Below are 19189 nucleotides of genomic sequence, written 5' to 3'. Positions count from 1 at the left end.
TTTAAAGATGTTTCGACAAGCTCAACATGATATTTGTATTTATCTGCCTTTTACAGCTAAAATCATTTTTAATTTATTTTTATTCGCGATATCAATAACTTTCATCACATTTTTATAAGGCACGTTTTGATCTCCACGAATCACAATTGTTTTCTTTTTATCAACACCTACACTATTTAAAATTGCGCTTTCTAATTTTGATAAACTTACTTTAGTTTTATCAATATAAAATTGAGATGTATTGGTAATTGTTACCGCAACTGATTTGTTATTTTCAGTTTTTCCTCCTGCTTTTGGCAGTAACACATCAATTGCACTTACAGTAACTAAGGTTGATGTGAGCATGAAAAATATCAACAAAAGAAAAACTATATCTGTCATTGATGACATATTGAAAGATGGATCTACTTTATTTCTACCTCTTATATTCATTTGAAATTAGTTTTTAAAATTGAAACGTTTTTAAAGTTAAAAAAGTTCAACTTTATAAACTTTCAACTCACGAACTTTAAAACTCATTTATACTGGCTCGTTTAATAAATCTAAAAACTCCACTGATTTTGCTTCCATTTGGTATACAACCTTATTCGTTCTTACGACTAGATGATTGTAAGTAATATAAGCAATAATACCCACAATTAAACCTGCAACTGTAGTTGTCATTGCTGTATACAATCCATCAGAAAGCATTTTAATATCAATTTGACCACCTGCGTTAGCAATTTCATGAATTGCTACAATCATCCCAATAACAGTTCCTAAAAAACCAATCATTGGTGCAGCTCCTGCAATAGTTGCTAAAACACTTACATTTTTCTCCAATTCATAAATTTCTAATTTTCCTGTGGTCTCTATTGCTGTATTGATATCTTCAAGAGGTTTACCAATTCTAGAAATTCCTTTTCCAATTAATCTAGAGGTTGGTGTATTTTTACTTTCACACAGTGCTTTAGCAGATTCTAACTTACCATTTGATACGTAATCTTTAATTTGATTCATAAAGTTTTTATCCACTTTTGAAGCTGCTTTTATGGCGAAAAATCGTTCAAAATAAATATACAATGCCACTGACAACAGCACAAAAAGTAAGGCTATAATGATTTGCCCTCCTAAACCACCATCCATAATTAATTGATAGATAGATAGTGTTTTTTCTTTTGACACTGTTTCTTCTATCAACTCTTTATTATCCTGAAAAAATGAAATCATTTAATTCTCTTTTAAGTTCTATGTAAATAACGAGGATTCTTTTTTAAAATTGTTTTACAATTTCTAATCCTTTTTTTAATTATCAAAAAAAATGCCATTCTGAAAATTGTACAGAATGACATTTAAAGACTTTAATAAACTGTATTAGATAAACATCCTTATAATTACAAATGATGCAGACCCGATTAAAAAACCAATTAATGCTAACCATGAAATTTTCTTTAAGTACCAGAAAAAATCTATTTTCTCCATTCCCATTGCCACTACTCCTGCAGCAGAACCAATAATTAACATACTTCCACCTGTTCCTGCAGAGAAAGCTATAAAGTGCCATAAAGGATTATCTAAAGGCTCTGAGAACATTCCTAAACTTGCTGCAACTAAAGGTACATTATCTATTACTGCAGAACCAATTCCTAATAAAATTACCACTAAATCAGAAACTACTGTTCCATCTAACTCTGTACCAATTAAAGGAATTCCTTGTTTTAAGCTATCTGCAAAATTAAATAAGATTCCTAGAGACTCTAAAGCTGCTACTGCCATTAAAATTCCTAAAAAGAACAAAATACTAGGCATCTCAATTTTAGATAAGGAAGCATGAACAGGACTGTGCGTTGCATGCTCTGCATGCTCTTCTGCTTGCTCACCATCTATACTAGAAATTGAGAACTTAGAATTACTGTAAATTTCTGCGAATGTTGCTACAACTGCCAAAGACAACATCATACCAACATAGGGAGGCAAATGTGTTACAGTTTTAAAAATCGGCACAAAAACAATAGCCCCTAGTCCTAAATATAACATTCTTGCACTATGAGGGTTTTTTGGTTTTTCAACTTCTTCTTCATAATCAATTTCACCCTTGAAAGCCGGTAAAAAAGTAGCGATAAAAGAAGGGATTACCATACATAGTAATGAAGGTATAAACAGATATGCAAATAACATTCCTGTACTTACTTTATCTCCAATCCAAAGCATCGTGGTAGTTACATCTCCAATAGGAGAAAATGCTCCACCAGCATTTGCAGCTATTATAATTAAACCTGCGAACCAAATTCTATCTTCTCTAGTTTTTACAATTTTTTGAAGTATTGAAATCAATACAATTGTAGCTGTTAAATTATCAATAATAGCAGATAAAACAAAGGCTAAAATCGAAAATATCCACAGTATACTTTTTTTCTTTTTGGTCTTCACAAAACTTTTTATGGTTGAGAATCCATCGAAATAATCAATAATTTCTACAATGGTCATTGCCCCTAAAAGAAAGACTAATATTTCTGCTGTTTTGCCTAAATGATGCAATAACGTTTCCTCTACCAAATGCATTTTATCATCATGCACCATTTCTTTAAAACCTTCAACTAAACCGTGATTTGCGGAATCAAACCAATTCGAAAAAGAATCCACTCCTAACGCAACAATTGCCCAACAGACGGCCATCATTATAAGGGCGGGGATTAATTTATCTAATTTTAAATTATGCTCTAAGGTTATTGCTAGATAACCCATTACAAATACAATAATAATTACTGATTCCATTTTAGTTGTTTGTTTGTTTTTATATTTATATCAATTCTTTCAAAGCTATTGCAAAAGCGGTTTCACTTATATTATATTTAGAACCGTTTTTTGCAAATGTTCTTTGCAATGCTTTCTTAATTACTTTTGATGTATCATCAAAAATTGCTTTATCAGACATCTCCACCCTTCTTTCCATAAAGTAAGCAAAAACCCTTGCCATACCACAATTGGATATGAAATCTGGAATTAAACTTACTTTTTTATCTGTGTCTTCCATGATAGAACCAAAGAATATTTCTTTGTCTGCAAATGGTACATTTGCTCCGCTAGAAATAACCTCTAATCCAGAACTTATCATTTGATTTATTTGATTTTGTGTTACCAATCTCGACGCTGCACATGGTGCAAAAATCTCACATTGTAAACTCCAAATTCTTTCATTAATCTCATCAAACGGAATCATATTCTCCGCAATCAGTGTGTTTCCGTGTTTTCTAAGAAAAAACGTTTTAATTTCTTCAAAAGAAAATCCATCTTCATTTATTACACCTCCAACTCTATCTATAATTCCAACAACCTTAGCTCCCATTTGCGCCAAATAAAAAGCTGCTGCCGACCCTACATTTCCAAAACCTTGAATAACAGCTCTTTTTCCTTTTACATCGCCTCCATAAATACTGTAATAGTGCTTTACAGCTTCTGCTACACCAAAACCAGTAATCATGTCTGCTATTGTATATTTTTTCGCAATATCAGGGGAATAAAATTCACTTTCTATGACTTTTATCACCCCATGCCTTAACTGACCAATTCTATTTATCTTATCAGCTTCTGTTGGTTTAAAATGACCATTAAAAACACCCTCTTGAGGATGCCATACTCCACTTTCTTCGGTAATTGGAATTACCTCATGAATTTCATCTACATTTAAATCTCCTCCTGTACCGTAATAATTTTTTAACAGTGGCGAAACCGCTTTGAACCACCTTTCTAAAACTCCTTTTTTACGAGGATCTTGTGGGTCAAAATTAATTCCAGATTTTGCTCCTCCAATTGCTGGCCCAGAAACTGTGAACTTCACCTCCATAGTTTTCGCTAGAGACAACACTTCGTTTACATCTAAGCCTTTTCTCATTCTGGTTCCTCCTCCTGCAGCACCTCCTCTTAAAGAGTTTATAACTGTCCAACCTTCTGCTTCAGTTTCACTATCTTTCCAGTTAAAAATAATTTCTGGCTGTTTGTTTTCGTATCTTTTTAATAATTCTTTCATCTTAAAAATTTAAATCAATTTTACTTTTTGTCTTTTCAAACAATTTTTAATCTACAATTAAAATCCCCAGCTGGGGAAAAGTTACAATTGGTTCATTTTTTAAGCTTTATACTATCTATTGATACTTCACAAATTTAGGGTAAAAAATTGAGGGTTCAAATTTTTTAAAGAAATCCTAAGGACAAAAAACAACACCTGACGAATGATCTTTTAAAGCACCTGTTACACTAGACAAACAATTAACCTGATTATCAACTCTTAACACACCCAAGAAGGCAAAAATTAAAGCTTCTTTAAAATCTATAAATTGTTTATTTGGTAATGTAATTTTAATTTTAGCTTTGGCCTGAATCTTACTAATCAAAAAAGAATTGAACGCTCCACCACCAGTTATTAAGATTGAATTACTATCTATAATTTTAGAAATCTGTATTGCAATATGCTCTACAAATGTTCTTAATATTGAAGGAATATTAGTTTCAAATCGATCAATCAATGGAAAAACATGATCCTGAACCCATTCTAAACCCAAAGATTTTGGTGGTATTTTTTTATAAAATTCTAATCTATTTAATTCATCTAAAAGCTTTTGATTAAGAGTTCCTTTAGACGCGATTTGTCCTTTATCATCAAATTGAAAACCCAATTGAGCAACATAATGATTTAACACGATATTTACAGGGCAAATATCAAACGCTACTCTTTTACCTACTTTTTTGAAGGATACATTAGAAAAACCTCCCAAATTTAAACAGTAATCATAATTAGAAAATAACAATTCGTCTCCAACAGGAACTAAAGGTGCCCCTTGACCTCCTAGTTTTACATCTTGGGTTCTAAAATCACAAACTACTTTTGTATTGGTAATTTTTGCGATTTCTTTTCCACTACCTATCTGAAGTGTTATTCCTTTTTTAGGCTGATGTAGAATTGTGTGTCCATGAGAAGCAATAAAATCTATCTTATTTATCTTGTGGCTTGCTGTAAAGTTATTGATAGTTTCTCCTAAAAAACATCCATATTCATTATCTAATCTTTTCAATTCTTCACCAGAGTATTCAATCGCTTTCTGCAAAGTCTTTTTCCATTTAGAAGAATAAGACACGGTTTCTGCTTCAATAATCTCAAAATTTCTGTAGTCATTTTTATCAAACTTCACATAAACCAAATCTATTCCGTCTAACGAAGTTCCAGACATTAACCCAATTACAAAAACATAATCTTTATTCATATCCGTAAAATTAAGAAAACTTTATTGATAATATATTACGAAATCGATATCTTTGGAGCTTTAAATTACGAATTTAATAAAAACACAACAATGGATTTTAGTTTAACAGAAGAACATATCATGATACGTGATGCTGCTAGAGATTTTGCGCAAAACGAATTATTACCTGGCGTTATTGAAAGAGATAATAAACAAGAGTTCCCACAAGAATTAGTGAAAAAAATGGGCGATTTAGGTTTTATGGGGATTATGGTTGATCCTAAATATGGTGGTAGCGGAATGGACGCTATTTCTTATGTCTTAATTATGGAAGAACTGTCAAAAATTGATGCTTCAGCTTCAGTAATGGTCTCTGTAAACAATTCATTAGTCTGTTATGGTTTAGAAGCTTATGGCTCTGAAGAACAGAAGCAAAAATACTTGACGAAATTAACTACAGGTGAATTTTTGGGTGCTTTTTGCTTAAGTGAACCAGAAGCAGGTTCTGATGCAACTTCTCAAGCTACAACTGCAATAGACAAAGGAGATCATTACTTGATTAACGGTACAAAAAACTGGATTACAAATGGTGGACGCTCAGATGTATATTTGGTCATTGCGCAAACCGATAGAGAAAAAGGCCATAAAGGCATTAATGCATTTATCGTTGAAAAAGGAATGGAAGGTTTCCATATAGGCCCAAAAGAAGACAAACTAGGAATTCGTGGTTCAGACACCCACACACTTCAATTTAATGACGTAAAAGTACCAAAAGAAAATAGAATTGGAGAAGATGGTTTTGGATTTAAATTTGCTATGAAAACACTTTCTGGAGGTAGAATTGGTATTGCTGCTCAAGCTTTAGGAATTGCCTCAGGCGCATACGAATTGGCTCTAAAATACTCAAAAGAGCGTAAGGCTTTTGGCACGGAAATTTGTAATCATCAAGCAATTGCTTTTAAATTAGCAGACATGTTCACAGAAATTGAAGCTGCAAGAATGTTAGTCATGAAAGCGGCTTGGGATAAAGATCAAGGTAATAATTACGACATGTCATCTGCCATGGCAAAATTATACGCTAGTAAAGTAGCCATGGAACAAACTGTTGAAGCTGTTCAAATTCACGGAGGAAATGGCTTTGTTAAAGAATACCATGTAGAACGCTTGATGCGTGATGCAAAAATTACTCAGATTTACGAAGGCACCTCAGAAATTCAGAAAATTGTAATTTCTAGAGGAGTCATTAAAGGTTAACCAAATTTCCTACAAGGTTTCCAAAACCTTGTAGGTTTATTATTTTTTTTGAGCGTGTTTTTGAGAAAAACAAAAACCGCGCTATCCATTATATCTTTTTATGCTGTATTTACACCAGCATCTTTCTACTGTAATAAGTTAGTAATTCTCTTCAGCTACCAAATCGAGTTGAGCATAAAAAGGATGCCATTCCTATCGCTCACGCAGCATCCTTGTCAACTACAGTTCCAATTCGATAGTATAGAGTTGCAAACCAGAAGCAGGTGCAATATTCCTCAAAAACTTTCTGTCATTATCTTCTTTCAAAGAAGCCTCTATAACAGCTAAAGCCTGATTTCCTTTACCTAATTCAAATAAAGTTGCCATCATCAATCTAATCTGATATCGCAAAAACCCTTTTCCTTTTACCTTTAATATATAAGAGTTCTCTGGAAAAAAGCTTGCCGTTAAAATATCATTCTCAACAATTTCACAAAAATCAATGATTCTCTTAAAAACAGTATTCTCAGATGGTTTAGTACAATATTTATGAAAATAATGTTCCCCTTGAAACAATTTTGCCCCCTTCATCATCAAAGCAATATCTAAATCTTCTTTAACAGCAGTCATAAAAGGTGCCGCAAAAGGATGATTCTTTTCACCAAAAGAAAAGTAATAGTGATATTCTTTAACCTTAGGAGCATTGATTATATTAAAAGTTAAATCAACTTTCTCAATAGATATAGTTCTAAAATCTGCAGAAAAGTTGTTGTTTAAACTATCCATAAAAACCTTTTCCTCTAAAACCTCATCAACAAACAGCTGAAAATAATAGGTATTTGCAGAAACTTTAGCATCTGTTCTCCCCACACCAATCGTCTTGTAGTTTTGATTATCAAAAACAAAAGACAGGGTTTTATCTACCATATCGTGCAAAGTTTTGGCATTTATTTGTTTTTGCCATCCAGAAAAACGAAAACCGAGAAATTGCAAACCAATTAGATAAGAATTTGAGTATTTCATAACCACAAATGTACAATAATTACATTTTTTTTTAGAAAAGGTGCATTTTTATGAATATCTCAAAATTATTAACAACTTTTTTACGAACCCTATATTTTTTATGTTAAAGAAAACTAAAAATGTGTTTATCTCAAAATAACCCCCTTTTTTTTAAGGGTCTAACTCAAAAATACAACGTTTTCGGAAAACACACCCCTTGTCAGTAAAAATTAAATATATACTTTTGACCCAGTTCAATTAATAAAAATCATTTAACACTAAAAGAACAAACAATTATGAAAAAATTAATTTTTACTTTATTATTAGCAAGTAGCTTAATAGTAACTGGACAAGAAAAAGAAGATAAAGGAACTTTCACATTAAGTGGTACTGTAGATGTTTACGGAACAACTAACTTTACGAAAGCCCCAGGAACTCCAGGAATATTAATTGCTAACCCTGGAAATGCAAATGCCTTTGGTTTAGGTTTTGCTAACACTGTATTTGCTTATGAAAAAGGTAAAGCAGGGGTTGTAGCTGATATCGCATTTGGACCTAAAGCTGACGATGCAAACTTAGCAGGTGCAATTAATCAATTATATGCTTATTATAATGTAAGTGATAAAATAACTGTTACTGCAGGACAATTCAATACTTTTTTAGGGTATGAAGTTATTTCTCCGGCTGCAAACTTTAACTACACAGTATCTTATTTATTTAACGCTGGTCCTTTTTCTCACACTGGTGTTAAATTAGATTATGCTGCATCTGATGATTTATCTTTCATGGTAGCTTTAACTAATGCGCATGCTTTGACAAGTGCTGATGGTAATTTTGCTGATGCTACTCAATTCGGAGCGCAAGTTGGTTATAAAGGACAATACTTAAACTTTATCACTGGTGCTGTTGACGCTACTTCGGCTAAAGACTGGATTTTCTTAGATTATACTGGTGGCTTCGATTTATCAGATTCTTTCTATGTTGGTATTAATGCAGCTTATGCAAATTCAAGCGATGACAATGCTGGTTACCAAGGTGTAGCTTTATATTTACAAAATACATTCTCAGACACTTTTGCTTTAGGTTTTAGACCTGAATTTTTTACAGCAACTGGAGCTACTGACACTAATGTATCTGCTTTTACTTTAACAGCAAATACTGCATTAACTGATAACTTAAAGTTAATTACTGATTTAAGATTTGATTCTTCTGATGACATGATTATTGAAGCTTTCCCTAATGAAACAAGTACTTCTACTTTAACTATTGCTGCAGTTTACTCTTTCTAAGAAAACTAACTAATTATTAACTAAAAAACTATATAATATGAGTTTATTTTTAACATTATTTCAAGACGCTCCTGCTACTGAAGCTGCTAAAGTTTTAGAGCAAGTAAATGGAGATATGGGAATGCTTTGGATGCTTTTATCTGGTATCTTAGTATTCTTTATGCAAGCAGGATTTACATTGGTAGAGTCTGGTATGACAAGGTCTAAAAACGCAGTAAATATCGCGATGAAAAATCTATTAGATATTTGTGTTGGATCATTAAGCTTCTGGCTAGTAGGATACTCCTTAATGTATGGAGATACTTCTAACGGATGGTTCTTCTGGAGTGGTTTATTCCAAGGTGAAGGAGCTGATTTATTCTTCCAAACAATGTTTGCTGCAACTGCTGCAACAATTGTATCTGGAGCTATAGCTGGTAGAACTAAATATACTACATATATCATTTTCTCAATTGTTATGACTGCTATTATCTACCCTATTTCAGGTGGATGGCAATGGCAAGGTTCTGGTTGGTTAACAGAATTAGGATTTATTGATTTCGCAGGTTCTTCAATTGTACACTCTGTTGGTGGATGGGCTGCTTTAGTTGCTGCATTTATGGTAGGACCAAGAATCGGTAAATATGTTGATGGAAAAGTATTTGCTATTCCAGGACACAATCAGATTTTAGCAACTTTAGGAGTATTTATCCTTTGGTTAGGATGGTTTGGTTTTAATGGTGGATCTCAATTAGCTTGGGGTGGTGCTGATGCAACTGGTGCTTCTACAGTAGTATTAATCACAAACTTAGCAGCAGCTGCTGGTGGGTTAGGTGCATTAATTACAACTTGGGTATGGTATGGTAAACCAAACTTATCTCAAACTTTAAACGGTGCTTTAGCTGGTTTAGTAAGCATAACTGCTGGTTGTGGTAACATGACTGCGGGTGGTGCTGTATTAGCTGGTTTAATTGGTGGTATCTTAGTTGTATTCTCTATAGAATTTATTGAAAAGAAATTAAAAATTGATGACGCAATTGGTGCTGCTTCTGTACATGGTGTTGCTGGTGCATGGGGTACTTTAGTTATCGGTCTTTGGGGTGTAGATGGTGATACTGCTATTGGATTATTCAATGGTGGAGGAGCTTCTCAATTAGGTTCTCAAGCAATCGGAGTTTTAGCTTATGCTGCTTGGGCAGTTGGTTTATCTTTTATTGTATTTGGAATTTTAAAAGCTACTATGGGATTACGTGTTAGCAAAGAAGTTGAAATCGAAGGATTAGATATTTCAGAACATGGTTCTATTGCTTACCCTGGAGTAAGAGTAAGAGAAATCGAAGATAAATAAGAGAATTTAGTTTAGTTATTATTTATTTATAAAGAATCACACAACTCACTATGAGTTGTGTGATTTTCGTTTATAGAATTATTTTTATTATTATTGCACAATTTTCAAACAATTATCAATAAAACACAACTAATTCATTCTATTATGAAAAAAATCGAAGCAATCATTAGAAAATCCAAATTTAGACAAGTAAAAGAAGCACTACATGACGTTGACGTTAACTTCTTTTCTTACTGGGATGTAACTGGCCTAGGTAATGAAAAAGAAGCTCATGTATACAGAGGCATTAGTTATAGCACAAGCGACATACAACGCAGATACTTATCTATAGTAGTTAATGATGATTTTGAAGAAATAACGATAAATGCTTTACTTAAATCTGCAGCAACAGGAGATGTTGGGGATGGGAAAATTTTTGTATCAGACATATCTGAAGCATACAGAATAAGAACAGGAGAAAAAGGTGGTGAAACTTTAAAGAAAATATCTAAATAAAAAAACATGGAATTACTTACAACAAACAATGTATGGATGATGATCTGTACTGCATTAGTTTTCTTTATGCACTTAGGTTTTGCATTTTTAGAAATTGGTTTAACAAGACAAAAAAACACCATTAACATCTTATTTAAAAATATTTTTATTATTACAGTAGGTCTATTATTGTATTGCTTAGTAGGCTTTAATTTAATGTATCCTGGTTTTGCTGATGGTTCTTCAGGTATGTTTGGGTTTGCAGGTTTTGGATTATCATCTCCTCTTACAGCAGAAGGTGCTCTAGACTTAACATACAATGAAGGATACACTTACTGGACAGATTTCTTATTTCAAGGAATGTTTGCCGCAACTGCTGCAACCATAGTTTCTGGAGCCGTTGCAGAAAGAATGAAAATTGTACCATTTATGATTTTTACAATAGTTTATGTAGGTTTAGTTTACCCAATTGCAGGCTCATGGAAATGGGGTGGTGGATTTTTAGATCAATTATCTACACCTTTTTACGATTTTGCTGGCTCAACTTTAGTACATTCTGTTGGTGGATGGGCTGCTGTAGTAGCAGTTTGTTTGTTAGGATCTAGAATTGGTAAATTTAAAAACGGAAAAATTCAGGCAATCCCTGGTCACAATATACCGTTAGCTACTGCTGGTGTATTAATTCTTTGGTTAGGTTGGTTTGGCTTTAACGGTGGCTCTGTATTATCTGCAGACCCCTCATTAACATCACTAACCTTAGTAACAACTTGCTTAGCTGCTGCTGCAGGTGGTGTTGTTGCTTTTATAGTATCTACAATAATGTTTAAAAACTTAGATTTAACAATGTTTTTAAACGGAATTTTAGGTGGTCTAGTAGGTATTACTGCAGGTGCAGATCAAATGTCTCCAACAGATGCTATCATCATTGGTGCTATTGCAGGGGCAATTATTGTTTTTGCAGTTAGCTTAATTGATAAACTAAGATTAGATGATCCTGTAGGTGCGATTGCTGTTCATTTAGCTTGTGGTATTTGGGGAACTTTAGCTGTTGGTTTATTTGGTAATCTTGCAGGAGTTGATCAATTTATAAGCCAGTTAATAGGCGTAGGTTCTTATGCCATGTTTTGCTTAACAACATCTTTCATCATAATATATACATTAAAGAAAACAATGGGAATTAGGGTTAGTGAAAGAGAAGAACTTGAAGGTTTAGATAGTCATGAACATGGCATGGATGCTTATCCAGATTTTAGATTAAACGAACACTAAAAAAGTTATAAATTAAACATAAAACACCTTAAAAGTTAAATTTTAAGGTGTTTTTTTTGCTTTTTACGAATTTGATAATTATTTAGAATTAAATTATAATAAATAATTATTTTTTATTGTTTTATTAAATGCATCATAAAAATCATATTAAAAAAGCCGTATTATTAAGTCTTTTTCAATAAAATACATAGATTTGTAAATATAATTGAACTAAATATGAAAAAACAAGGACTATATCTACCAGAGTTTGAACATGAAAATTGTGGAGCTGGTTTTATATGTAATCTGAATGGTGATAAGACAAATCAAATCATACACGATGCACTAGAAATACTAGTAAAACTAGAGCATAGAGGTGGTGTAAGTGCTGATGGAAAAACAGGTGATGGTGCAGGTTTATTAATTGATATTCCTCATGAATATTTTACACGTGTTTGTAATTTTCCAATTCCTAATCAAAGAGAATATGCTGTTGGAATGGTATTCCTTCCAAAAGTAGAAAATCAATATAACTTTTGTAAAACTACTTTCGAAAGAGAGGTTACTGCACAAGGTTTATCTGTTTTAGGATGGAGAAAAGTTCCTGTAGATTCTAGTCAATTAGGTGAAATAGCATTAGCATCAGAACCAAATATTGAGCAACTTTTTATTGGTAAAACTGATGAGATTGATGAAGCAACCTTCAAAGCAAAACTATATGCAGCTCGTAAAATAACAGAACATTCAATTAGAAATTCTAAAATCTCAGAAGCTAAATATTTTTATGTTCCGAGTTTATCAATTACAACCATTATCTACAAAGGTATTATTATGCCAGAAGATATTGGGCCTTACTATTTAGATCTTCAAGAAATAGATTTAGTTACACGCTTGGCTTTAGTGCATCAACGTTTTTCTACAAATACTATGCCTACCTGGGAGTTAGCCCAACCATTCAGACATATGTGTCAAAATGGAGAAATTAACACGCTTAGAGGTAATGTAAGTAGAATGCGTGTACGTGAAGAAATCATGAAAAGTGATGTTTTTGGACCACAAATAGATAAACTTTTTCCAATCATTTTACCAGGAAAATCAGATTCTGCTTCTATGGATATGGTTGTAGAATTATTAACACATACAGACAGATCTCTTCCTGAGATTATGATGATGATGATTCCTGAAGCTTGGGAAAAACACAAAACAATGTCTCCAGAAAAAAAGGCTTTCTATGAATACAATGGTTGTATTATGGAGCCTTGGGATGGTCCTGCATCAGTACCTTTTACTGATGGAGACTACATTGGAGCGTTATTAGACAGAAACGGTTTAAGACCATCAAGATATACCTTAACAAAGAGTGGTAAATTAATCATGTCATCAGAAGTTGGTGTGGTTGATATAGACCCTTCTGATGTAAAAAAACATGGTAGATTAGAACCAGGAAGAATGTTCTTGGTAGACATGAATGAAGGTAGAATTATTGATGATGAAGAAATCAAAAATAAAATTGTTTCAGAAAGACCTTACCAAAAATGGTTAGATAATACGCGTTTGCATTTAAAGGATGTTCCTTACACTAACGAAACTTGTCCTATTGAAACGATTGATATTAAAACACGTCAGCGATTATTCAATTATACTTTCGAAGATATTCAAGAGGTTATTACACCAATGGCTCAAGTAGGTAAAGAGGCTTTGGGTTCAATGGGAATTGATACTCCTTTAGCTGTATTATCAGATAGACCTCAATTAATATCAAACTATTTTAAACAATTATTTGCTCAAGTTACCAATCCTCCTTTAGATGGTATTCGTGAAAATATCGTAACAGATATCAGTTTAAATTTAGGAAAAGATAGAAATATTTTCAGTATTACTGATAGACAGTGTAGAAAATTAAGAATTCAGAACCCTGTAATATCAAATGCTGATTTAGAAAAAATTAGAACCATTGATATTGAAAGTTTCAAAGCAGAAACAATCAACATATTATACCCAAAAGCAGAAGGGCTAAATGGTTTAGAAGATGCTTTAGACGATATTATCATTCAGGTAGAAAGAGCAATTGAAAGAAAAACAAATATTATCATTCTTTCAGACAGAGGCGTAAACCAAGAGTTTGCTCCAATTCCTGCACTGTTAGCATGTTCTTATGTAAATCATCAATTAAACAGGTTGCGTAAGCGTTCTTATTTTGATATTATTATCGAATCTGCAGAACCACGTGAACCACATCATTTTGCAACTTTATTTGGATATGGAGCTAGTGCCATCAATCCTTATATGGTAAATGAAATTATCAGAATGCAGGTAAAAGAAGGCTTCATAACTGATATGGATGAGCAACAAGCTGTTGATAATTTCAACTATGCAATTGGGAAAGGAATTTTAAAAGTGATGAATAAAATTGGAATCTCTACATTACATTCTTATAGAGGTTCTCAAATTTTCGAAATTGTTGGTTTCAATTCTCAATTTGTAGAAAAATATTTCCCATACACTGCCTCAAGAATAGAAGGTATTGGTTTATATGAAATTGAAAAAGAAATAGACAAACGTTATAAACAGGCTTATCCAGACAATCAAATTGATAAAAACTTAGGTTTAAATATTGGAGGTGATTATAGATGGAGACGTAATGGCGAGCGCCACTTGTTCAACCCAACTACTGTTGCTAAATTACAGCAAGCTGTTAGATTGAGTGATCAAAAAAGTTACGATGTTTACTCTAATGCGATTAATCAACAAGCTGAAAACTTAATGACCATTCGTGGTTTATTTGAGTTTGACAACTTAGATCCAATTCCTTTAGAAGAAGTAGAACCTTGGACAGATATTGTAAAACGTTTTAAAACAGGTGCAATGTCTTATGGGTCTATCTCTAGAGAAGCTCATGAAAATTTAGCCATTGCAATGAATAGAATTGGTGGTAAATCTAATTCTGGTGAAGGTGGTGAAGATAGAAAACGTTTTCAAAAGGATATTAATGGTGATAGTAGAAACTCTGCAATTAAGCAAGTTGCTTCTGGTAGATTTGGTGTAACATCTCACTACCTAACAAATGCTAAAGAGATACAAATCAAAATGGCACAAGGTGCAAAACCTGGTGAAGGTGGTCAATTACCTGCTCACAAAGTGTTACCTTGGATTGCTGCTGCAAGAAACTCGACACCTTTTGTGGGTTTAATTTCTCCTCCTCCACATCACGATATTTATTCTATTGAAGATTTAGCACAGTTAATTTTCGATTTAAAAAATGCAAATCGTGAAGCAAGAATAAATGTAAAATTAGTATCTGAAGTTGGAGTAGGTACAATTGCTGCTGGTGTTGCTAAAGCAAAAGCAGATGTCGTATTAATTTCTGGTTATGATGGTGGTACAGGAGCTTCTCCTCTAACCTCGTTAAAACATGCAGGTTTACCTTGGGAACTTGGTTTATCTGAAGCACAGCAAACTTTGGTCTTAAATGACTTAAGAAGTAGAATCGTGGTAGAATGTGATGGCCAATTAAAAACGGGTCGTGATGTAGCTATTGCAGCTTTATTGGGTGCTGAAGAGTTTGGTTTCGCAACTGCTCCTTTAGTAGCTTCAGGTTGTATCATGATGCGTAAATGTCATTTAAACACCTGTCCTGTAGGAATCGCTACTCAAGATAAAGAGTTGCGTAAAAACTTTAAAGGAACACCAGAACATGTAATTAATTTCTTCTACTATGTAGCTGAAGAACTAAGAAAAATTATGGCACAACTTGGTTTCAGAACTTTAGCTGAAATGGTTGGTCAAACACATAAAATTAACGCGAATAAAGCAATTAAGCATTATAAAGCGAAAGGATTAGATTTATCAAGTATTTTGCATAGACCTTCTGCTTATAGAGAAAGTGTTGTAAAGAACACTGAAAAACAAGATCATAATTTAGATAATGTATTAGACTTTACAATTTTAAAAGATTCTCACAGAGCATTATATCGTAAAGAAAAAATGAATTTGGTATATCCAATTAAAAACATCAACAGAACTGTTGGAGCGATTGTTAGTAATGAAATTTCAAAAATTTACGGTCACTTAGGTTTACCTGAAGATACTTTAAATATTAACTTTAAAGGTTCTGCAGGGCAAAGTTTTGGTGCTTTTGGTGCATTCGGATTAACATTTACATTAGAAGGAAACACCAACGATTACTTAGGTAAAGCTTTATCTGGTGCAAAATTGATTGTAAAAAAACCAACACAAGCTGATTTTGTTGCAGATGAAAACATCATTGTAGGTAATGTATGTTTATTTGGAGCCGTTAACGGTCAAGCATACATCAACGGAATTGCAGGAGAGCGTTTTGCAGTTCGTAACTCTGGAGCAACTGCTGTTGTAGAAGGTGTTGGAGATCACTGTTGTGAATATATGACTGGTGGTAAAGTAATTGTCTTAGGACAAACTGGTAGAAACTTTGCAGCAGGTATGAGTGGTGGTATCGCTTATGTATACGATCCTGATAATAAGTTTGTAAACGGATTATGTAATACTGAAACTATCGAATTTGAAAAAGTTGAAGGTGATGATATTGCTGATTTAAAAGCAACTATTGAAAAACACGTTTTATATACTGATAGTAAAAAGGGTACTAGCTTATTAGCAAATTGGGATAATACTTTAAACAACTTTGTAAAAGTAATGCCAACTGAATACAAACGCGCATTAAAGCGTTTGGAAACTGAAGAACCAATGGTAGAAGAATTAACAACAGCATAGTCTTATGGGAAAAGTAACAGGATTCAAAGAGTTTGAAAGAGAAGATGAAAAGTACATATCTGTTAAAGACCGTGTACAAAATTACAAAGAATTTACAGTTCCACTTTCTGAAAAGGAACTAACAAAACAGGGGTCACGTTGTATGGACTGTGGTATTCCTTTTTGTCATAGTGGATGTCCATTAGGTAATTTAATTCCAGATTTTAACCATATGGTACATCAAGGTGAATGGCAAAAAGCATCATGGCTTTTACATTCCACAAATAATTTTCCTGAATTTACAGGGAGATTGTGTCCAGCACCTTGCGAAAAATCTTGTGTATTAGGTATTATTGAAGACCCAGTATCAATTGAAAATATAGAAAAAAATATTGTTGAGCGTGCTTTCAAAGAAGGCTGGATCAAACCACAACCTCCAAAAACAAGAACAGGTAAAACTGTTGCTGTAGTAGGTTCTGGTCCTGCAGGATTAGCTGCTGCACAACAATTAAACAGAGCAGGTCATACTGTAACTGTTTTCGAAAGAGATGATGAAGTTGGTGGCTTATTGCGTTATGGAATCCCAAATTTCAAAATGGAAAAAGAAATTATCGACAGAAGAGTTGCAATTTTAGAAGCAGAAGGAATCATTTTTAAAACCAATGTTAATGTTGGTGTGAATTATGATGTAAAAGACTTAAAAGCTTTTGACAGTGTTGTTTTATGTGGTGGAGCCACAGAAAGACGAAGCTTACCTACTCCTGGTATAGATGCTGATGGTGTAGTACAAGCAATGGATTTCTTAACACAACAAACAAAAGTATTATTTGGTAAAGAAGTAAAAAACCAGGTAATGGCAACTGATAAAGATGTTATTGTAATTGGTGGTGGAGATACAGGTTCAGACTGTATTGGAACTTCAAATCGTCATGGAGCAAAATCTGTGGTAAACTTTGAAATTATGCCAAAACCACCAGGTCATAGATCTCCAACAACTCCTTGGCCATTTTGGCCATTACAATTAAAAACTTCTTCTTCACATCAAGAAGGTGTTGAACGTAATTGGTTAATTAATACAAAAGAATTTGTAAAAGACATAAACGGCAAGCTAACTGCACTTAAAACAGTTAATGTAGAGTGGAAAATGGTTCCAGGAGAAAGACCTCAGTTAATTGAAATTGCTGGTACAGAAAAAACTTGGCCTTGTGACTTAGCATTACTAGCATTAGGTTTTACAGGTCCAGAAAGCACTTTAGCAGATAAATTAGGAATTAAGACTGATGCTCGCTCTAATTATAAAGCTGACTATGGGAAATATCAAACTAACATTCCAAATATTTTTACAGCTGGTGACATGCGTAGAGGACAATCATTAATTGTTTGGGCAATTTCAGAAGGACGTGAAGCAGCAAGACAAGTAGACCTTTATTTAATGGGTAAATCAGAACTACCTTCTAAAGATGTTACAGGTGATTTAGTAGCGATGTAATACAAGTTATTTATTAGAAATCTATTAAAACTAACTTGAAGAAGAATACTTAAACTAAAAAAAACTCATCAATTACTTTTGATGAGTTTTTTTATTCACAAATTAAATACTGACTTCAATGGTGGTGGTAATTAATATATTAGAATACTTTATAATAGCTTTAAGTATTCTTTTCTTACATCTTAATTATTGCTTATAAAACTCTTTTAAAGAAAGTAATATTATTTTTTATAAACTATTTATTTTCTTATACAACTAATAAGAATCAGTTATATAAGTATAAAGTATAACTTCAAAGAAAGCAAAAAAAAAGTCATAAAAAAACCTCATATCAAAAGATATGAGGTTTAATATACTGAAAAGATTCAGTATTAAAGAAAGGCAGCGACCTACTCTCCCACATAAATGCAGTACCATCGGCGCTATTGGGCTTAACTACTCTGTTCGGGATGGGAAGAGGTGAGCCCCAATGCTATAACCACCCTAAGAGTTTGGTTATTAGTTATTGGTTTATAGTCGTTAGTAAAAACTAACTAACGTCTAAAGACTAAAAGCTAACAACTGCAAGCATCGCTTGCATATAAGTTAACATATGGTAAAATAATATTGTAAGTTTCAAAATAAAAAAAAGAGTGTCTCCCGGTCTTACGACCGGGAAGCGTACATAAGTCTATGGGTTATTAGTACTACTCGGCTATGACATTACTGCCTTTACACCTATAGCCTATCAACGTTGTCATCTCCAACGACCCTTTAAAGAAATCTCATCTTGTGGTGGGTTTCGCGCTTATATGCTTTCAGCGCTTATCCCTTCCCGACGTAGCTACCCTGCTATGCTTCTGGCGAAACAACAGGTACACTAGAGGTCAGTCCAACTCGGTCCTCTCGTACTAGAGTCAGATCCACGCAAATTTCTAACGCCCACAGCAGATAGAGACCGAACTGTCTCACGACGTTCTGAACCCAGCTCGCGTGCCACTTTAATGGGCGAACAGCCCAACCCTTGGGACCTTCTCCAGCCCCAGGATGTGACGAGCCGACATCGAGGTGCCAAACCCCCCCGTCGATATGAGCTCTTGGGGGAGATCAGCCTGTTATCCCCGGAGTACCTTTTATCCTTTGAGCGATGGCCCTTCCATGCGGAACCACCGGATCACTATGCTCTTGTTTCCAACCTGATCGA

The 19189-nt window shown here is 33.5% G+C and carries 13 protein-coding genes and 2 rRNA genes (1 of these 15 running past the window's edge); 7 read left to right on the top strand and 8 right to left on the bottom strand.

Going from position 1 to position 19189, the window contains the following annotated elements; genetic code table 11:
• Positions 1 to 39 precede the first annotated feature (39 nt).
• From FP421_RS10290 to FP421_RS10270, 5 genes are all read right to left on the bottom strand, one after another.
• Entirely contained in the window at positions 40 to 432 is a 393-nt protein-coding gene (locus tag FP421_RS10290; protein ID WP_159950300.1) for an ExbD/TolR family protein, read from the bottom strand.
• Positions 433 to 519: 87 nt separating this feature from the next.
• Entirely contained in the window at positions 520 to 1209 is a 690-nt protein-coding gene (locus FP421_RS10285) for a MotA/TolQ/ExbB proton channel family protein (RefSeq protein WP_159950298.1), read from the bottom strand.
• Between the two features lie 144 nt (positions 1210 to 1353).
• A complete protein-coding gene (gene nhaD / locus FP421_RS10280) occupies positions 1354 to 2754 on the bottom strand; it encodes a sodium:proton antiporter NhaD (protein WP_159950295.1) in 1401 nt (466 codons plus the stop codon).
• Between the two features lie 25 nt (positions 2755 to 2779).
• Positions 2780 to 4006: a Glu/Leu/Phe/Val dehydrogenase dimerization domain-containing protein gene (locus FP421_RS10275; RefSeq protein WP_159950293.1), complete on the bottom strand. Its 1227-nt coding sequence runs from the start codon at positions 4004 to 4006 to the stop codon at positions 2780 to 2782.
• Between the two features lie 175 nt (positions 4007 to 4181).
• The gene (locus FP421_RS10270) at positions 4182 to 5237 is read right to left on the bottom strand and encodes an anhydro-N-acetylmuramic acid kinase (protein WP_159950291.1); all 1056 of its coding nucleotides are present in this window, start codon (positions 5235 to 5237) and stop codon (positions 4182 to 4184) included.
• 90 nt (positions 5238 to 5327) lie between these two features.
• Between FP421_RS10270 and FP421_RS10265 the strand changes: the two genes are divergently transcribed.
• Positions 5328 to 6470 carry an acyl-CoA dehydrogenase gene (locus tag FP421_RS10265; protein WP_159950289.1) on the top strand — a complete coding sequence of 381 codons (1143 nt, stop codon included), beginning with the start codon at positions 5328 to 5330 and terminating at the stop codon, positions 6468 to 6470.
• 219 nt (positions 6471 to 6689) lie between these two features.
• Here the strand turns inward: FP421_RS10265 and FP421_RS10260 are convergent, their stop codons facing one another.
• Positions 6690 to 7472 carry a tRNA pseudouridine synthase A gene (locus FP421_RS10260; RefSeq protein ID WP_159950286.1) on the bottom strand — a complete coding sequence of 261 codons (783 nt, stop codon included), beginning with the start codon at positions 7470 to 7472 and terminating at the stop codon, positions 6690 to 6692.
• Between the two features lie 275 nt (positions 7473 to 7747).
• On the opposite strand from FP421_RS10260, the gene FP421_RS10255 reads away from it, so the two are divergent.
• The 6 genes from FP421_RS10255 to FP421_RS10230 all read left to right on the top strand — a co-directional run bounded on the left by FP421_RS10255 (position 7748) and on the right by FP421_RS10230 (position 18006).
• Positions 7748 to 8740: an outer membrane beta-barrel protein gene (locus FP421_RS10255; RefSeq protein ID WP_159950284.1), complete on the top strand. Its 993-nt coding sequence runs from the start codon at positions 7748 to 7750 to the stop codon at positions 8738 to 8740.
• Between the two features lie 37 nt (positions 8741 to 8777).
• Positions 8778 to 10067 (top strand): ammonium transporter, encoded by a 1290-nt coding sequence (locus FP421_RS10250; protein ID WP_159950282.1) that lies wholly within the window; start codon positions 8778 to 8780, stop codon positions 10065 to 10067.
• Positions 10068 to 10211: 144 nt separating this feature from the next.
• Complete coding sequence (locus FP421_RS10245; RefSeq protein ID WP_159951089.1) at positions 10212 to 10562, top strand: P-II family nitrogen regulator; 351 nt, start codon at positions 10212 to 10214, stop codon at positions 10560 to 10562.
• Positions 10563 to 10568: 6 nt separating this feature from the next.
• Positions 10569 to 11810 (top strand): ammonium transporter, encoded by a 1242-nt coding sequence (locus FP421_RS10240; protein ID WP_159950279.1) that lies wholly within the window; start codon positions 10569 to 10571, stop codon positions 11808 to 11810.
• Positions 11811 to 12026: 216 nt separating this feature from the next.
• On the top strand, positions 12027 to 16538 hold the full coding sequence (gene gltB, locus FP421_RS10235) for a glutamate synthase large subunit (protein ID WP_159950277.1): 4512 nt from the start codon (positions 12027 to 12029) through the stop codon (positions 16536 to 16538).
• Positions 16539 to 16542: 4 nt separating this feature from the next.
• Positions 16543 to 18006: a glutamate synthase subunit beta gene (locus FP421_RS10230; RefSeq protein ID WP_159950275.1), complete on the top strand. Its 1464-nt coding sequence runs from the start codon at positions 16543 to 16545 to the stop codon at positions 18004 to 18006.
• A 376-nt stretch (positions 18007 to 18382) separates the two neighbouring features.
• Here the strand turns inward: FP421_RS10230 and rrf are convergent.
• Together rrf and FP421_RS10220 are read right to left on the bottom strand one after the other, a co-directional pair.
• Positions 18383 to 18492, bottom strand: a 5S ribosomal RNA gene (rrf, locus tag FP421_RS10225).
• Between the two features lie 174 nt (positions 18493 to 18666).
• Positions 18667 to 19189: ribosomal RNA gene (locus FP421_RS10220) — 23S ribosomal RNA — on the bottom strand (it continues 2347 nt past the right edge of the window).

It is taken from the genome of Polaribacter septentrionalilitoris, assembly GCF_009832745.1.
In the GTDB taxonomy this organism is placed as follows: domain Bacteria; phylum Bacteroidota; class Bacteroidia; order Flavobacteriales; family Flavobacteriaceae; genus Polaribacter; species Polaribacter septentrionalilitoris.
Note: the sequence above shows the minus strand (reverse complement) of the source record. Positions and strands in the feature narration are given on the sequence as shown.